The 15666-nt window shown below is 63.0% G+C and carries 15 protein-coding genes; 11 read left to right on the forward strand and 4 right to left on the reverse strand.

Annotated elements, in window-relative coordinates:
* Window positions 1-101 precede the first annotated feature (101 nt).
* From NM2_RS50515 to hisS, 9 genes are all read left to right on the forward strand, one after another.
* Entirely contained in the window at window positions 102-458 is a 357-nt protein-coding gene (locus NM2_RS50515) for an HPr-rel-A system PqqD family peptide chaperone (RefSeq protein ID WP_169816345.1), read from the forward strand.
* Between the two features lie 5 nt (window positions 459-463).
* Window positions 464-1633: a radical SAM/SPASM domain-containing protein gene (locus tag NM2_RS42635; protein ID WP_067682380.1), complete on the forward strand. Its 1170-nt coding sequence runs from the start codon at window positions 464-466 to the stop codon at window positions 1631-1633.
* Window positions 1630-3024, forward strand: coding sequence for a B12-binding domain-containing radical SAM protein (locus NM2_RS42640; RefSeq protein ID WP_169816346.1), 1395 nt, complete (start codon window positions 1630-1632; stop codon window positions 3022-3024). The genes NM2_RS42635 and NM2_RS42640 overlap by 4 nt, the downstream gene beginning before the upstream one ends.
* Window positions 3021-4028, forward strand: a complete 1008-nt coding sequence (locus tag NM2_RS42645; RefSeq protein ID WP_067682386.1) for a Gfo/Idh/MocA family protein — start codon at window positions 3021-3023, stop codon at window positions 4026-4028. Before NM2_RS42640 ends, NM2_RS42645 begins: the two co-directional genes overlap by 4 nt.
* An 87-nt stretch (window positions 4029-4115) precedes the next feature.
* On the forward strand, window positions 4116-4751 hold the full coding sequence (locus NM2_RS42650; RefSeq protein WP_067682389.1) for a 2OG-Fe(II) oxygenase: 636 nt from the start codon (window positions 4116-4118) through the stop codon (window positions 4749-4751).
* Between the two features lie 6 nt (window positions 4752-4757).
* Complete coding sequence (locus NM2_RS42655) at window positions 4758-5672, forward strand: phytanoyl-CoA dioxygenase family protein (protein WP_067682392.1); 915 nt, start codon at window positions 4758-4760, stop codon at window positions 5670-5672.
* Window positions 5597-7468, forward strand: coding sequence for a carbamoyltransferase C-terminal domain-containing protein (locus NM2_RS42660; protein WP_169816347.1), 1872 nt, complete (start codon window positions 5597-5599; stop codon window positions 7466-7468). The genes NM2_RS42655 and NM2_RS42660 overlap by 76 nt, the downstream gene beginning before the upstream one ends.
* Before the next feature lie 5 nt (window positions 7469-7473).
* Window positions 7474-8253 carry a class I SAM-dependent methyltransferase gene (locus NM2_RS42665; RefSeq protein ID WP_157121801.1) on the forward strand — a complete coding sequence of 260 codons (780 nt, stop codon included), beginning with the start codon at window positions 7474-7476 and terminating at the stop codon, window positions 8251-8253.
* Window positions 8254-8321: 68 nt separating this feature from the next.
* A complete protein-coding gene (gene hisS, locus NM2_RS42670; protein ID WP_084532151.1) occupies window positions 8322-9590 on the forward strand; it encodes a histidine--tRNA ligase in 1269 nt (422 codons plus the stop codon).
* Between the two features lie 376 nt (window positions 9591-9966).
* Here the strand turns inward: hisS and NM2_RS42675 are convergent, their stop codons facing one another.
* Window positions 9967-10395 (reverse strand): GNAT family N-acetyltransferase, encoded by a 429-nt coding sequence (locus tag NM2_RS42675; RefSeq protein ID WP_067682398.1) that lies wholly within the window; start codon window positions 10393-10395, stop codon window positions 9967-9969.
* An 87-nt stretch (window positions 10396-10482) separates the two neighbouring features.
* Entirely contained in the window at window positions 10483-11874 is a 1392-nt protein-coding gene (locus NM2_RS42680; RefSeq protein WP_067682400.1) for an NsdA family TPR-like regulatory protein, read from the reverse strand.
* 694 nt (window positions 11875-12568) lie between these two features.
* On the opposite strand from NM2_RS42680, the gene NM2_RS42685 reads away from it, so the two are divergent.
* Together NM2_RS42685 and NM2_RS42690 are read left to right on the forward strand one after the other, a co-directional pair.
* Complete coding sequence (locus NM2_RS42685; RefSeq protein WP_169816348.1) at window positions 12569-13663, forward strand: methyltransferase; 1095 nt, start codon at window positions 12569-12571, stop codon at window positions 13661-13663.
* Window positions 13664-13703: 40 nt separating this feature from the next.
* A complete protein-coding gene (locus NM2_RS42690) occupies window positions 13704-14948 on the forward strand; it encodes a cytochrome P450 family protein (RefSeq protein WP_067682402.1) in 1245 nt (414 codons plus the stop codon).
* Window positions 14949-15103: 155 nt separating this feature from the next.
* Here the strand turns inward: NM2_RS42690 and NM2_RS42695 are convergent, their stop codons facing one another.
* Entirely contained in the window at window positions 15104-15469 is a 366-nt protein-coding gene (locus tag NM2_RS42695) for a DUF397 domain-containing protein (RefSeq protein ID WP_067682404.1), read from the reverse strand.
* Window positions 15470-15474: 5 nt separating this feature from the next.
* On the reverse strand, window positions 15475-15666 hold a 192-nt coding region (locus NM2_RS51125; RefSeq protein WP_369690365.1), incomplete at its 5' end, for a Scr1 family TA system antitoxin-like transcriptional regulator.

Consider the following 15666-nt stretch of genomic DNA (forward strand, 5'->3'; position numbering starts at 1 on the left):
CTGACCGGAGAAGGGAGGAATCGAATGGCCAAGCGACCGTGGCGCCGGCCTCAATGGCGTGCTCGCAACGTCCGAACTCACTGCTGATCTGGTGTCGCGGTGTGTGGATCGCCGATGCCGTCCGTCCGCGCACCGCGTGCCGAGCCGAACCGATAGAGAGGAATCCCTTGCCCTCCAGACAGATTGCGCACACCAATGTGGCACTTCAGCCGCATGCCGTATGCCGGAAGACGACCTCGGGCTTGACCATGCTGTTCGACCGGGCCAAAGGGGTGATGTACGAACTGAACGAGACAGCGTCGGCGATTGTCGAGGTCCTGGGTCCCGAGCCGATGGAAGTCGACGCGATCGTTGAGGCTTTGTGCGCTCAGTTCGATGCTCCCGCAGACGAGATCACCGACCATGTCGAGCAGTTCATCGTCGATTTCGTCGAGGCCGGAATGTTGACGGCGGACTGATCATCATGCAGCACAATATGTTCCTGACCTGGCCCGAGGAGTATCAACTTCCCGAGCATCCGCTGCCGATCCTGGTCCAGCTCGGCCTGACCTACCGCTGCAACCTCACGTGCCAGCACTGCTATGCCCTGTACCGGCGTAGCCGTGACGAGTTCAGCCTCGCCGAGATCGACGATCTCGCCGACCAGCTCTACCGGGCCGGCAGCGCCAGCCTGGTGTACTCGCACGGCGAGAACATGATCCGCCGAGACTTCCATGAGGCCGCGGCAATCTTCCGGGACCGCGATTTCTATCAGACCTTGATGCTCAATGGGTTCTACGTGCGAACCGCTGCTGACGCTGCGCGGTTGGTCGAGACCGGCATTAACCGGACCATGGTGTCGATCGACAGTATCGACCCGCACGTGCACGACAAAGTGCGCGGGAAGAAGGGCGCGTTCGAGGTGGCGGTCAAAGCGCTGCGTCTGCTCAAGGACGCCGGAATCCCCGCGGTCGGGTTCTCCACGACGATCGACACCCACAACTACAGCGATATCGAACGCATCGCGGAGTTCGCCCGCGACCTCGGCGTGGACGCGGTGAGCTTCATGCAGAACCGATACAACCTGACCGGGGTGTTCGACCGCTCGCTGTGGCCGACCTATCTGCAGGTGTGCCAGAACCTGTATCAGCTGATGCTTGACTACCAAGGCACTCTGGACGTTTATACGCACGACCCTTTCATGCTGACGGTGCTCGACGACCGGCTCTCCGACCGGACGGCACGGGAGGCGTTCATCGGTTCGAACCTCTGCAATGTCGGCACCGGCATGGTGTCCATTGACCCGGTCGGCAACGTGTCGGGCTGCAACTTCATCGAGGAGAGCATCGGCAACGTGCGTGAGGAGCCGTTCCAGCAGATCTGGGATCGGCTTGTCGACCGATACTCCGACCGATCCGATCCACCGACCGGGCCGTGTGGGTCGTGTTCGGCGCTCGGGCCGTGCATGGGGGGATGCAAGGCGTTCCACTACAACGGCAAGTACGACGAGCGTTGCGGCGCGCAGCGATTCATCGATCCCGAGCCTCACGAGTTGGCCACCGCCGACCGGCCGATCCCGGAAACCGCCCCGACACGGTCGCCCGGAGTGTTCGTGGGACTTCCGCGCATGCGAGTAGGTGGAGCGACGCAATGAGAGTGCTGTTCGTGAATCCGCACTACACCCATGATCCGAGGACTCTGCTGCTGCATCCTCCGCTGGGGTACGCGTACATGGCGCGGTCCCTCAACCGCGCCGGACACGAAGTTATCCACGTGGATCTCCCCTTTGAGGGAAATTCTCCCGAGGCGCTCGCGGCCCGGCTGGATGACCTGCGGCCGGATCTGGTCGGGGTGACGTCGGTGGCGCAGAGCTACTTCCATGCTCTCGAAATCGCCCAGGCCGTGCGTGGATGGAACCCCGGCGTTCCAGTCGTGTTCGGTGGGCCGCACGTGTCGTTCATCGCCACCGAGTGCCTCGAACGGCATTCGTGTGTGGACTATGTGCTGCTGTTCGACGCCGAGGACAGCATCGTGTGCCTGGCCGAGGCGTTGTCGGCCAGAGCCACTACCGACGGGCTGGCCAAGGTGTCTGGGCTTGTGTTCCGCGACGGCACCGGAATCCGTGCAACCGCTCCGGCACCACCGGAAATGGTTTTGGATCGGTACGGACATCCGGACCGATCACTGTTCGACCTGCGCCGGTACCTGGACTACGACTACGAGACCGTGGTCATGACCGCTCGCGGATGCCCCAGCCGGTGCACCTTCTGCTCCACCACCATCGCTGGGCGCACTGCCCGCTGGAACACCGCTCACCATGTCGCGGACGAGATGGAAGCTGTTGCCGAGATGGGCTTTTCGTCGATCTTCTTCGGCGACGATACTTTCTCTGGTGATCCGCGGCGCGCGGTGGCGATCTGCGAGGAGATCACCCGCCGCGGGTTGAACATCCCGTGGACCAGCAACATGCGCGCCCAGGACGCCCGGCCGCACGTGCTCGAGGCGATGCGAGCGGCCGGCGCGTACCGGGTCTTCGTCGGATTCGAATCGATTCAGGAGCAAACACTGCGGCTGGTGCGCAAAGGCACCTCACCGGCTCGGCTATACAAGACCGCCCAGCGCATCATGAGCGCTGAACTGGAACTACATGCCTCGTTCATCGTCGGCGCTCCCGGAGACACTCCGGAAACTCTCTCGGCAACAATGGATTTCGTTCGCCTGGTCAACCCGACGGTGGCCACCTTCAACGTGATGGAACCCAGGCCCGGCACCGACGTATTCGTGAACCCGGGCCGATACGGGATCACGATCCCCGATCGCTACTGGTACGAAACCACCGACTGGCTCGAGCTCCCGGTCTGCCACAACGACGCCATGTCGGCAGAGGACATCCGCAGCTGGGTGTCCCGGTGCTACGACGAATTCTGCGACCCCGATTTCCGTTCCCTGACCGAGCTCGACCGGCTCGAGCCGGTGCGGCGACAGTGGGACGAGGCCGCCGAGAAAGTGCAACGCCACCTCCCACTGACGGCGGTGCCGCGATGACACTCCGCATCGCCATCATCGGCGCGGGCCTCGCGGGCCGCTCGCATGCTCTGGACATCGTGACCGATCCGACGATGCAGCTCGCCGGAGTCGCTGCTGCACACCAGGATTCAGCCGGGTGCTTCGCCGACGACTTCGGTACCGCGGTGTATCCGAATGCCGAGGCGATCCTTTCCGACCGGCACATCGATGCGGTGGTGATCGCGGTGCCCCCGAAGGTTGTTTTCGATATCGCCGAGGGCGTAGACACCGAAAAGCCTTGTCTGATCGAGAAACCGATCCCCGCCACGGTCGCCGACCGTCGCCGTCTGGTACGTTTGGCAGCCGACCACCCACACATGATCGTCCCGTTCAACCGCCGCTACCAGCCGACCGTCCTGCACGCGGCCGACTGCCTCCAGTCGGGTGTCCTGGGCGCAGTCGTCAGTGTCGATGCCGTGTGGCGAGGTCCCTATGCCGCGCGATTCGCACCAAGCAGCGGAACCTACCGAAGCCACGCCGGCCCGCGTCACGGAGTCCTGATCGATACAGGAAGTCATGCACTGGACGTTCTGGCAGTGCTGCTGGGGCAACTCCCACACCCAAGTCGACTGAGCAGCCGAATTACAGGCAATCTTCACGGCACCGATATAGCGGCCGAGCTGGTCTTCGAAGGTGAGCCACGAACTCGCGTTGCCCTCGTCGACGATCCGGGCGCGCACGACTGCGGCGGCTGGTCAGTGACCGCCACCTGCGAACAGGGCTCACTTCACCTGGCCGAAGACGGCTTGTTGATCCACACACCGTCGCTGGCGGTGCAACGGCATCCTGCCGAGCCAATGGAGCGTCCTGTCACCGATCTGGTGCGGATCCGTGACGGCAGTCCTCCGCTGGGGGCCAGTCTGCGCGAGATCTTGCCGATCGGCGACATCGTGATCGCCGCCCACAACCGCTCCTGCCGCACCGCATCCACGTGGATCCGCCCGCGCGGCAAAGCCTTGGGCCGGCTCAACGGCTCCTGCTGACCCGGAAAGTACGCACCTATGTCCTCACAAGCGGATATCGCGGCAAAACCACTGGAACTCGGGCTATTTCGACCTACACACACAGTTGTGATCGACGGTCATGTCGTCGCGATCCGTATCGAGGACTTCTTCAGTCCGGATGCCGCGCGAACCCTGACGCGATGCCTACATCGCCTCAGTTACGAGCGTGATGAAATCGCTGATCAGAAGCGCGTCAGCCGCGCCGCCCGAGATGGCGATCTCCCCGACGCTGCGCTGATCGCTTCGGCCGAAACGCCCGAGATGACTCGCGCGGTGGAGATCCTGAACGTTTTCGAGAACCCATGGCTGATAGCCAGGTTCGACGAACTCATCGGAGCACGGCTGCGCGTATTGCGCCCGCCGACCCCGTACCGAATGGAGTGCGGCGACTTCATCCAGCCGCACGACGACCACCCGTCACCGGAGTACCGACTGTCGGTGGCCTGCAACCTGACCGAGCAGTGGCGCCCACCCGACGGCGGCGAGACCGTCGTCGGCCTCGTCGACACCGTCGCCGAGTTCGAGCATCCCGAGTTCTTCTTTCCCCTCAAACGCTTGACCTTGCGGCGCGAAACACGCACGCTCACACCGATTTTCAATTCCGCTCTCCTGCTACCCCTCACCCCGGCGCACGCGCACGCTGTCCAATCGGTCCACACAGGCCCACGGTTCTCGATCACCACTCTCTACGGCGACAGGTAACTTCCCATGACCGCGACCCTGCTGACCAGTGACGAACAGCTCCATTGGAACGAGTTCGGCTACTTGCACATCCGCAACGCACTCGGCCCCGATGAGGTCTCTGCGATTCTGGCTGCCATCACCGACCTCCACCAGCGTGTCACCGGTCAGCCAAGGAGCCCGCAGCCATGTGATGACGCCGCCGCGTGGGACGACGTGTTCGACGCGGGTAACGAGCGGGATCTCAGCATCGCCAACGCGATCGCGCACGTCGAGGCGCTCGGGCCGCTTCTGGATCATTACGCGGTGTTCGGGAGAATCCTCGGCCTCATGGGCCCCTACGTGCAGGTCCTCGGATCAGAGATCTTCATCCGTTATCCACATCAGCAGCCCTTGGTCGACTTCCACACCGACCTCGGGCCGTCCCTGCGACTGGCCGCACCCTCCCACGGCAAGCAGATCCAACTGAAAGTCCAGTTCTTCCTTACCGATCTGACCGAACCGGACTCCGGAAATTTCACCATCGCGCCGGGCTCGCACACCCGCGGCTTCCCCGGCAAGATCGCTTACGCCGACGTCGAAGATCCGGTCCAGATCCTTGCTCGTGCAGGGGATGCGGTCATCTTCCCGTTGTCGCTGGGCCACGGCGTCGCACCAAATCGGAGTGCTACCTCCCGAGTGAGCGTTGTGCTGCGCTACGGGCAGATTTTCTGCCGCACAGTCGATTACCGGACAGCATCGCCGGGCCTGCTCGATCGCCTGACACAGCGGCAATGTCGGTTGCTCGGCGATTTCGGCGTCCGATCGCGCCCTGGCGACGTATACGGAGCCGTGCCCGACCAACTGGACCTGATCTACGGATCCGAATGGGCGGGCATCGAAGAAGCTCAACGCGACATTCGCAAAGCGCGCATCGACCAACTCGCCTACGAAACCTTGTGACCGAGGAGCCAGTTGTGAGCATGCCCACCACCATTCTCGGTGTGAACCTCGCCCGGACCAGCATCGGCATCGATCTCGATGACGGGGCTGCCACGCTTCTCGAAGACGGCCATGTGACCGTCGCGATCGCTGAGGAGCGCCTCACACGGCGTAAACATGCCGGCGGATTCGCCAACGCCGCACGGTATTGCCTCGCCGCGCGCGGCCTCGCCCTCGCTGACATCGATACGGTCGCTGTCAGCATCTGCTGCGACCATGCACCCGAGCCCGAGTTCGCCAGACACCAACTGGCCTCGGAGGGACTCGCCGTCGAGGAGAACCAACTCGTAGTGGTTCCCTCGCATCACTTGTCCCATGCAGCCAGCGCGTTCTACCCCAGCCACTTCGAGGAGGCCGTGGTGATCGTGGCCGATAACGAAGGAACCATCATCGGCGACCGACTCGACCCGCGATACTGGCTCAACCGCCTGGAACGCACCAGTATCTACATCGGCCGCGGCACAGACCTGCATCTGCTGCGCCGCTACGCCGATCAGCCAGGTCAGCTCGGTTTCGGAGCGGCCTACAACCACTTCACCAAATGGCTCGGACTCCGTAACCACCACAACGCAGGACAGACTATGGCGCTCGCGGCCTACGGCACAGGCAGATTCGACGGGGCCACCGTATTCTCCCCAGCTCGAGATGGATTCCGCTGCCACCTGGAACCACCCGCCCTCACTGCCTCCGGCCATGTGGACTCGCACGGACCGATCGATGAGTTCGACCTTGAAGCCGCGGCGTTGCTGCAGACCGAAGCGGTCCGAGATCTCGTACTCGCCCAGTCCGGAATCGATATCGGCCCTGGCCATAACTCCTGCCAAGACCCCACGGCTGCCCAGTTCGAGGTCGCACAGCTGATCCAGTCCGAACTGCAGCAAGGGTTGAGCGAACTCGTCCGTTCCGTCGTCGCCGAGACAGGTATCCATCGGGTATGTCTGGCAGGCGGCGTAGCGCTCAACTGTGTCGCCAACACTGTAATCGCAGAGCTCGACGAGGTTCATGAACTGTTCATTCAACCGGCTGCTAGCGATGTCGGCCAAGCCCTGGGCAATGCCCTCTGGGCATACTCGTGGGCACCTGCCCACACACGCCGCTGGGGCATGTCGACCTGCTCGCTCGGCCGCACCTACACCGACTCCGAGATCACCGCTGCCATCACCCGGTGGGGCGACCGCGTCACCAGTGAGCAGGTGACCAACGCCGGGGAAGCTGGTGCGCGACTGCTAGCGGAACAGGCAATCATCGGATGGTTCGACGGTGGAAGCGAATTCGGGCCCCGCGGACTCGGACGACGCAGCGTTCTCGCCGACCCTCGCGACCCGACCGCCAAACACCGACTGGATTCAGTGCACAAACTGCGAGCGCCGTTTCGCCCCTACGCGCCGAGCGTGCTCGCCGAGGAAGTCCCCGCCTGGTTCGACATCGACCACGACTTCTCCCGCACCGCGTCCCAGGCGATGGCATCGATGCTCGTCGCGCCTCACATTCGTTCCGACAAAAGGCATCTGGTGCCTGCGGTGGCATTCGTCGACGGCACGGCCCGCCTGCAAGCGGTCACCGAACTGGAGAACCCGCACTTCCACGAACTGATCCGAGCTTTCGCCGCCGCCACCGGAGTGCCGATGGTTCTGAACACCTCGTTCAACGCCAGCGGCGACCCGATCATCGAAACTCCCGACGACGCTATCGAGTCCATGCTGAAAATGCGGCTTGACGTACTGATCATCGGCCGCTACCTGATTCGGGCACGGTGACCTCGATGTTCACTGCCGAAGGACTCACCGCCCGCCGCGACGCCGAGTATTACGACCTGTTCACCGACTGGCGCCACGACATCGACTTCTACACCCGCATAGCCCTACAGCACGGCGGCCCAATCCTCGAACTCGGTTGCGGCACTGGGCGAATCACCCACCCGATCGCCGCCACGGGCATCGAGATCGACGGCATCGACATTGCCGCCGAGCGGCTACAGATCGCACGTCGGCCGCACACAGGCGCCAGATATCAAGCCAGTCCACGATTCTGCACCGCAGATATGCGCCGTTTCACCCTCGACCGCACCTACGGCCTGGCGATCTTCCCATTCCGAGTTCTCCAGGAACTCACCACAACTCGTGACAAGATCGACTGCCTGCAGTGCGTTCACACACACCTCGACCATGACGGCCTGGTGCTGATCGACAACTACTGCCCATCCATCTCCTACCTGGCGACCGACCCCGCGCGCTGCACAACACGGACTGAGAAATCCGGCCCGCACGGCGAGCGCATTCTGCGCACCCAGCACGTGATCAGCCGTGACTACGCCAACCAGACCCAGCAGCTCCAAGTCGTCTACGACATCACCCACCCCGACGGATCAACAGAGCACCTGGTCATCCCCTACGAAACCAGCTACATGTTCCGCTTCGAAGTCGAACACCTCCTCGCCCGATGCGGCTTCACCATCACCCAACTCTGGGGCGGCTACGACTTCGAGCCCTTCGACAACAACGCCCCAGGCGAGCTGATCGTGCTCGCCCGACGCGCCGCGTGAGCGACCTTCTACCATCTTTGGTGTGCCGCGAATCCGCGGCCGAGCCGAGACCCGAGCAAAGGACCCTGGTGAAAGCCGACAACAACCCCGCCCGCGGAATGAGGGACTTGCTTCCCGCCGACGTCGCGACCCGGGACCATGTGTTGCATGCGATCACCACCACCTACCGCACCTTCGGCTACCAGCGCATCGAAACCCCCGCCCTCGAAGACATCAACCGCCTCCAAGGCGGCCAAGGCGGCGAGAACGAAAAGCTCATCTACCAAGTACTGCGCCGCGGGCTGCCCGAAACCACCGAGACCAGCGAACCGATCCGCGACCTGGTCGACCTGGGCCTGCGATTCGACCTCACAGTGCCGCTGACCCGCTTCTACGGCAACAACCACGCCACTTTGCCGACACCGTTCCGGTCCTTGCAGGTCGGCCCAGTCTGGCGAGCCGAACGCCCCCAAAAGGGCCGCTACCGGCAGTTCTACCAATGCGACATCGACATGATTGGTGAACCCACCGTCCTGGCCGAAGCCGAACTGATCGAAGCGACCACTGCCGCTCTGGCAGCAGTCGGCCTCCACACCGTTACGGTTCGGCTGTCCGACCGCCGATTCCTCAGCGCCCTGGCCACCGACGCCGGACTGCCCGCCGACTCCTGGGACCGCTTCTTCATCACCCTCGACAAGCTCGACAAAATCGGCTGGGATGGCGTCCGCACAGAACTCACCGACATCGGCCTGCCTAGTGAGTCGATCACAACAGCCCTGGACAAGATCAGCAGCCTGCGCGAAGTCCCCGCCGAGAAACTCGCAGACACCCTCACCAACGCTGTACCAAGCCTGCCCGACACCGTGGTCGAGGACCTCGCCGCCACCTCAGCCAGCCTTGATCGGCTCGCCCAGCAGCGAGCTATGCAATGGGAGTTCGACCCCACCCTCGTGCGCGGCATGGGCTACTACACCGGCCAGATCTTCGAAATCACCCATCCCGAAATGTCCAGCTCCGTCGCGGGCGGCGGCCGATACGACAAACTCATCGGCCGTTCCCTCGGCAAAGACGTACCCGCCTGCGGATTCTCCATCGGGTTCGAACGCATCGTCGGACTGCTCACCGACAACATCGCCCGCAACGCCACGGCCATTCTCGCCGAAGCCGATGTCTCGGTCGCCGACACCCTCGCCATCGCGCGCGACCACCGCAACGAAGACCGGATCGTCGAAGTCGTTCGCCGCAGCGGCAAACTCGGCGCACAACTCAAACGACTCCATGCCGCAGGGTTCGCCACATTCGTCCCCGTCAGCATCGATGACGGAGCGGTCGTCATCGGTGAGGAGCGCACGATTTGACCGATGCGGGCCGGGCGCACGCTAGCGTCGGCGTACATCCTGTACCGGTACGCAACGAATCTGAGGCCGATCCCGTGTTCGGCCGCGGCTCCGAATTGGGCGGGTTAAGCGTGAGCGGTTCCCGCGATGGCTGCTTGAGACGGGCGCGTGAGCTCAAGCAGCCATCGTGAGCTGGTGTACTGGCTCACTGCCCAACGACATTGGACGCCGTGAGCACTGTTGTTTTCCAGGGTGCCAACTTTGGCGCCGCCAGCCCGTGTTTGCCTGCGGCAATGAGCAACTGGTGTGCGTACGGAATTCCGTCGACAACACCGTGCTACCCGATCAACGAAGTTCCAAGGCGGCGAGTCCAGTGCCAAACACATTGCCGACAACCTTATTTACGCAAAATTGATTTGATGTAGGCGCGGTTTCCGGGTTTGTCGCGGTAGAGGCCGTAGCTGGCGGTGCGCCGGTAGCCGCATTGTTCGTAGAGGATGTGCGCCGCGTGTTGTTTGCTGCCGGTGTCGAGGATGATGGTGTGGTAGCCGGCGGCTTGGGCGTCATGTTCTAGACGGGCGAGCACGGCTCGGGCTATGCCGAGCCGTCGCACGGCGGGTTCGACGTACATGCGTTTGATCTCGGCGGTGAGGCCGTCGGCGTCTTCGTGGTGGCGGCGGTATCCGCCGCAACCGACCGGGGCGTCGTTGTGGTGGGCGACGATGAACAGGCCGCGCTGCGGCCGTGTGAATTCGTCAACCGAGAGCGATGATTGGTCGGCGTGGCCGTACAGTTCGGTGTTGGTGCGATCCGCGGCGGCGAGCATGGCAGTAGCCGACGGCGAGTCGAAAGGTTCGACGCGCAGGACCGTGAGGGCGGATGTCGGTGACGGGCGTTTATCCACGCCTACTGATTAGCAGACCTGTGGCTGTTGCTGCGATTCCACCTTGTCCATCAGCTCCCGCACGGCCGCAGTCTTGTGGTATGGCCGTAGGTGCGACAGGACGGTGTTGAGCAAGCTGTGGCATCGGGCCGACCCGATGGAGGGTAGGAGTGGCAGCACTTGTTCTGTCTGGTAGCAGGCTTGCTCCACGTCGCCTGGCCGGTGGTTGCTCGGTAGGTGGGTCAACGCCAACGACAGCCCGTACATGACACGGTCGCGGGTGGCGTCGGCGGCGACCTGGGCAAGCCCATCCGAAAGATGAGCCTCAGCGAGGCGTCGATCGCCCAGCATCAAGTGGCATCGTCCGGCTTCACTGTCGAGCACCGCTCGGTTCATCCAGTAGCCCCATGGTGGCTCGGGCTCGCGGGAAGGGGTATCAAGCGCTTCGTACGCTCGTTGCAGCGACGACATTGTCTCGATGTGCATGCCGGACGCGGCGAAAGACCGTGCTTGCCGCATCAGGAGCAGGCTCTGCGCCCGCGGGAGCATAGGGTGACGGGCGGTGTCCAGGGCGCTCATGATCGAGATCGCGTCCCGGGGACGTCCGCGCCAGGTTTGTTGCTGTGCAATGCAACTGAGCACCAATGCCCCGAGAGCGCGATCGTCGGCGGCGACCGCCGCACGCAACGCCAACAGGTACATGCGCTGTGCCAACCCATGCTCGCCGGAATCGAACGCTGTCCACCCGGCCATTTGCGCGAGCTGGCTGGCCACGGCGAACAGGCGGCGGGCCAGTGCAGTGGTGTGTGAACAGCCATCCAGGATCTCCGCGATGTGAGCCAGCCGCAGCTCGACAGCGCGCCGCAACTGGTGACCGCTGCTGTCGCCGTCGTCCAGTCGCCGCAGGCTCGCCGCATCCTGTTCGAAATAGTCGACCAGTTCGGTTGATATTCGGGTCGATTCGATGAGTGGACCATTGTCGGCTGCGAGCGAATGGCTATTGCTCATCCATGAACGGGTGATCGAGATCAGATCACTGCCTGACACCGGGAAGAACGTGCGCCCGGCCGGTGTTTGGCCGTGGTTCCGCAGCAGCCGGGTGGTGTCGGCTGGAATCCACTGACCTGCTGTCACATCCGCGGTCGCGGGTCTGACAGCTGTCTCCGTGGCAGTGGTGCGTCCTGGCCACAATCGTTCGACGGTGACGGCCTCGCCGTGCACTTCGGTGAGTACGCCCGCGATCACCGATGGCAGAGGCTCCCTGGGAATTGTTCCGCGGTCGCGCCACGAGAACGGCGTGCTGGGGTGCACCCGACGATCGGGCGGCAGGTGCTTGTTCACCCTGCGCGCCAGCTCGTACGGTGACCATCCGACGTCCTCGAGGACGCGGCGCAGCTCAGTGTTCGGGGATCTCCCACCCATGGCTCGAAACACTACTGGCCGCAACGCAATTCGGCGGGGGCCACGTGAAATTCAGCAAAATACTATAGCGCCACGCTCATAGTCGGCGTTTTACAGCACGCACACCCCTGGCTCGGAAACCCGGGAACGACTGTGCTGGAAAAGCGAAGCCGATCGCCCCAGGGGACTTGCTGTCCGCGTTCGGCACCGCGTGACAAAGGAGGTGCACATGCGGAGACCGAGAGCCAAAAAGGGCGGCGTCGCCTCGAAGCCGTGATGGACGGAGCTGAGCGCGCGTGCCCGCTGGAACGACCGCATCGACCGCAAGTGGAAACACGTGATGATCGGTCCGATGGATTGCGCGACCAGATGGACCGTAAGCCGGTCGGGATCCGCTCGGCCGCAATGAAGTCCGAATGGCTGCGCCTGGCAGAACGTCCGGCGACGCTGGGTGTCGGTGGGATACCACCGCGCTGCTGGGCAAGACAGGGTCACGCGCTGTCCCGCCCGTGCGTAGCTCCTCCGCAGCTGGTATCCGGCCACATCGCGCGATACGAGTGCGCTGTCGGCCATGTATCCGAGTGAGGACCTGACACCGATAGATCCTGAATTTGTTTCTGCACTGTCGCTAGTTTCCCGGCCTCGTGGTACGAGCAGCGTGTTTTCGAGGTGGTTCGCCGCTGTGCGAGATATGTTTCTGAAAGGAAGTTTTGATATGGGTATATTCTCGGGGCGGCGTTCTCAAGGGTCGCTGCATTATTCGACTCCGACGGCGGGGCTACGGGAGGCGCTTACCGAGGAGATTGCGAAGGATAGGGAGTCGGCGAGGTTCCTCACTGCTGAGGCGAATGGTTACGTGTATGCGTGTTGCCTGCGCGTGGTGGCCCAGCTTGGGGTGGCTGATCTGCTGGCGGACGGGCCTGTGCACGTCGGGCAGCTGGCCACGCGTGTCAGTGCCGATGAAGACGCGCTATATCGCGTACTGCGGCTGCTGGCCACCCGAGGAATTTGCTGGGAAACGGACTCTCGTGTTTTCGTGTTGATGGAGCGGGGGGCGTCACTTCGCTCGGATTCGAGGTTCTCGGTTCGCGAGGGAGTTTTGGCGGCCACGACCCCGGCCATTTATCGCGCGGGTGGTGAATTGCTGCACGCGGTGACGACGGGCGAGCCCGCGGTGAATCATGTGTTCGGGGAGCCTTTGTTCGACTACTTCGGTTCACACCCCTCCGACGGCGCGGAGTTCCATACCGGCATGGGCCGGTACTCGGTGATCGAGAGTGAGTACTTCGTCCGAGAATGCCGGCTGCCGGAGACCTGCACCGTGGTGGATGTGGGCGGAGGACAGGGCTCGCTACTGCTCATGATGTTGCAGCGACACCGGGGCCTTCACGGTGTGCTGTTCGATCTGCCCCAGGTCATTGCACGCCACCGGATGGGAGAACTCGAGGACGCGGGCCGATGGAAGGCGGTCGGCGGCAGCTTCTTCGAGGCGGTGCCTGCCGGGGATGTGTATATGCTCCAGTACGTCCTGCACAACTGGGACGACCAGCGCTGTGTACAGATTCTGCGGAACTGTCGGCGCGGCATGTCTCCCGGCGGGCGAGTCATCATTCACGACATGATCGTGCCGCCCGGTAACGAGCCCGATCAGTCCAAGGTGCTGGACATTGTCATGCTGTCCATCGTCACCGGGCGTGAACGCACCCAGCAAGAATTCGAACACCTCCTGCACGCGGCAGGGCTGCGGATCGTCACTATCACGCCACCGGCCCTCGGGGCGTTGTCGACCATCGAAGCCGAAGCACTTTGAATAATCCGCTGACCCCGTTCTGGTCAGGTGGGGAGAACTCATGACTCTATTCACCCCGGGCGTTTCCCGGGTAAAGCTGTACACCGCTGAATTCGCGGCCGATCCACATCATTCCTACCAGGAGATGCATAACAGCGGGAGCCCGCTCGTACCGGTCGAGCTCGCGCCGGGCATCAACGCCACGATGGCTGTCCATTATTCGGCAGCATTGAAAATCCTGCATGACCCCGAGCACTTTCCGGCCGATCCCCGCCGGTGGCAACAGAAGATCCCATCGGCCGAGCCGATCCTGGCGATGCTCGGCTACTACCCCTCGACCCGGTTTTGTGACGGCCCCGAGCACAAGCGGGTGCGTCAACCTATCAAGGCCGCGATCGAGCGTGTCGATCCGAATCGTCTGCACGCCGAGGTGGAAGACGCGGCACTGTCGCTGATCGAATCGTTCAGCGAGAACGGCACAGCAGATCTCCTGTATGACTATTCGTTTCCGCTCGTTTTCAGGGTCTTGAACCGTCTGATGGGGTGTCCTGCCGATCTAGCGGGGGAGATTGCCGAGGGCATGAGGTTGCGGTTCGATGCGCAGGGCGGGGAATCCGTGCGAGGCGCGAACCGGGCCAAGACCGCCTTCGAGCAGTTCGCCGCAGCCAAACGCCGTCACCTAGGCAATGACATCGCCTCGGCAATGATTCTCCACCCTCACAATCTGAACGCTCCCGAACTCGTCGGCGCGTTCATGTCCTGCTACGGGGCAGGCATCCAACCCTTAGTGAATCTCATCACCAACACGCTGTGCCGCACGATGCTCGATGACCGGTTCGGTGGCGAGGTGCTGGACGGGAGCATGCTGGTCCGTGACGCCCTGGACGAGGAACTGTTCTACGACCCGTCGATGCGAGCCTTCTGCGCTCGGTATCCCACGACTCCGATCCTGTTCGACGATGTCTGGCTGCCGGTGGACGAACCGATCCTGATCGGCATCACCGCATGCAACAACGACCCAAGAATTCAAGGAGACCGCACTGGCAACCGTGCGCACGTGGCCTGGGGAGCGGGCCCGCACATGTGCCCGGCGACTTCGATCGCCTACCTGATCGCACAGGACGCGGTCGAGCAACTCCTGGACGTTCTGCCGGATATCCAGCCCGCAAGTGAGCCGATGTGGCGGGCGGGATCGTTCCAGCGAGCCCTGGAAGGACTACGCGTCACCTTTCCGCCGTACACGATGCCTCCCCGAATACCACCACCTCCCATCCTCCCGGTGGCTCAATCTTCAACGGAGGCGTAGTGAATGTTCTTGATCCCGGACGCGTTCGGACCGATCGGGGATCCGATAGGGATCTCACGGAAGGGTTCGGGTTCGTCCGGGCAACCTACGGACGTGCCGGTGGCTCAGGACAAAAATTTCTGGACCACCGGCAAGAGCACGTTGCTCTCCTAGCTCTAGCGCAGGTCGAACTGTCCTTCTGCCACGCCTTTTGCGAAGGCGTCCCACTCGTCGGCGGTGAACGACAGATCAACACCTTGTTCATTGCGGACGACCGCGCCGCCCTCCAAATCCACGGCGATCGTCAATGTGTCGCGCACTGCGCCGGAACACCTGTTCAAAGCCAGTTCGAGGATTGCGGGCCAGTCCTCAATGCTGACGGGGATGATCGGCTGATCAACGGCCGGTCCGGTGTACTTGCTATCGCGAATGAGCACTGCTCCGTCGTCGAAGCAGACCTCGACGCAGCTCTGATTGCCATTGGAACGTGAGGACTTAAACCAGTGCTCGCTCGTGCTCGCCAAGGTGTTCGTGGTGCTCATGCGGGTTATTTTACCTTTTCGACGCTTTGCCTGATCAGCGCCAACGATGCTTCGCGATCGAGTGCGATGGCTTGTGCTTGGGTGTACGCGAAGCCCAGATCGCGCATGTGGGACTCCTCGTCGCTTGTGGTGCTGAAGACGGCGGATTCGTGCCAGGCAAGAGTCGGTAGCCAGGTGCTTTCGAAGTCCAGGAGATG

Origin of the sequence: Nocardia miyunensis NBRC 108239, from assembly GCF_001613065.1 — a bacterium.
GTDB lineage: Bacteria > Actinomycetota > Actinomycetes > Mycobacteriales > Mycobacteriaceae > Nocardia > Nocardia miyunensis.

Bases quoted from the DNA above. Each gene is read 5' to 3' on its own strand.
- NM2_RS42635 (WP_067682380.1), top strand. From the start codon at position 464: ATGCAGCACAATATGTTCCTGACCTGGCCCGAGGAGTATCAACTTCCC.
- NM2_RS42640 (WP_169816346.1), top strand. From the start codon at position 1,630: ATGAGAGTGCTGTTCGTGAATCCGCACTACACCCATGATCCGAGGACT.
- NM2_RS42645 (WP_067682386.1), top strand. From the start codon at position 3,021: ATGACACTCCGCATCGCCATCATCGGCGCGGGCCTCGCGGGCCGCTCG.
- NM2_RS42655 (WP_067682392.1), top strand. From the start codon at position 4,758: ATGACCGCGACCCTGCTGACCAGTGACGAACAGCTCCATTGGAACGAG.
- NM2_RS42660 (WP_169816347.1), top strand. From the start codon at position 5,597: ATGGGCGGGCATCGAAGAAGCTCAACGCGACATTCGCAAAGCGCGCAT.
- NM2_RS42665 (WP_157121801.1), top strand. From the start codon at position 7,474: ATGTTCACTGCCGAAGGACTCACCGCCCGCCGCGACGCCGAGTATTAC.
- NM2_RS42675 (WP_067682398.1), bottom strand. From the start codon at position 10,395: ATGCTCGCCGCCGCGGATCGCACCAACACCGAACTGTACGGCCACGCC.
- NM2_RS42680 (WP_067682400.1), bottom strand. From the start codon at position 11,874: ATGGGTGGGAGATCCCCGAACACTGAGCTGCGCCGCGTCCTCGAGGAC.
- NM2_RS42685 (WP_169816348.1), top strand. From the start codon at position 12,569: ATGGGTATATTCTCGGGGCGGCGTTCTCAAGGGTCGCTGCATTATTCG.
- NM2_RS42690 (WP_067682402.1), top strand. From the start codon at position 13,704: ATGACTCTATTCACCCCGGGCGTTTCCCGGGTAAAGCTGTACACCGCT.
- NM2_RS42695 (WP_067682404.1), bottom strand. From the start codon at position 15,469: ATGAGCACCACGAACACCTTGGCGAGCACGAGCGAGCACTGGTTTAAG.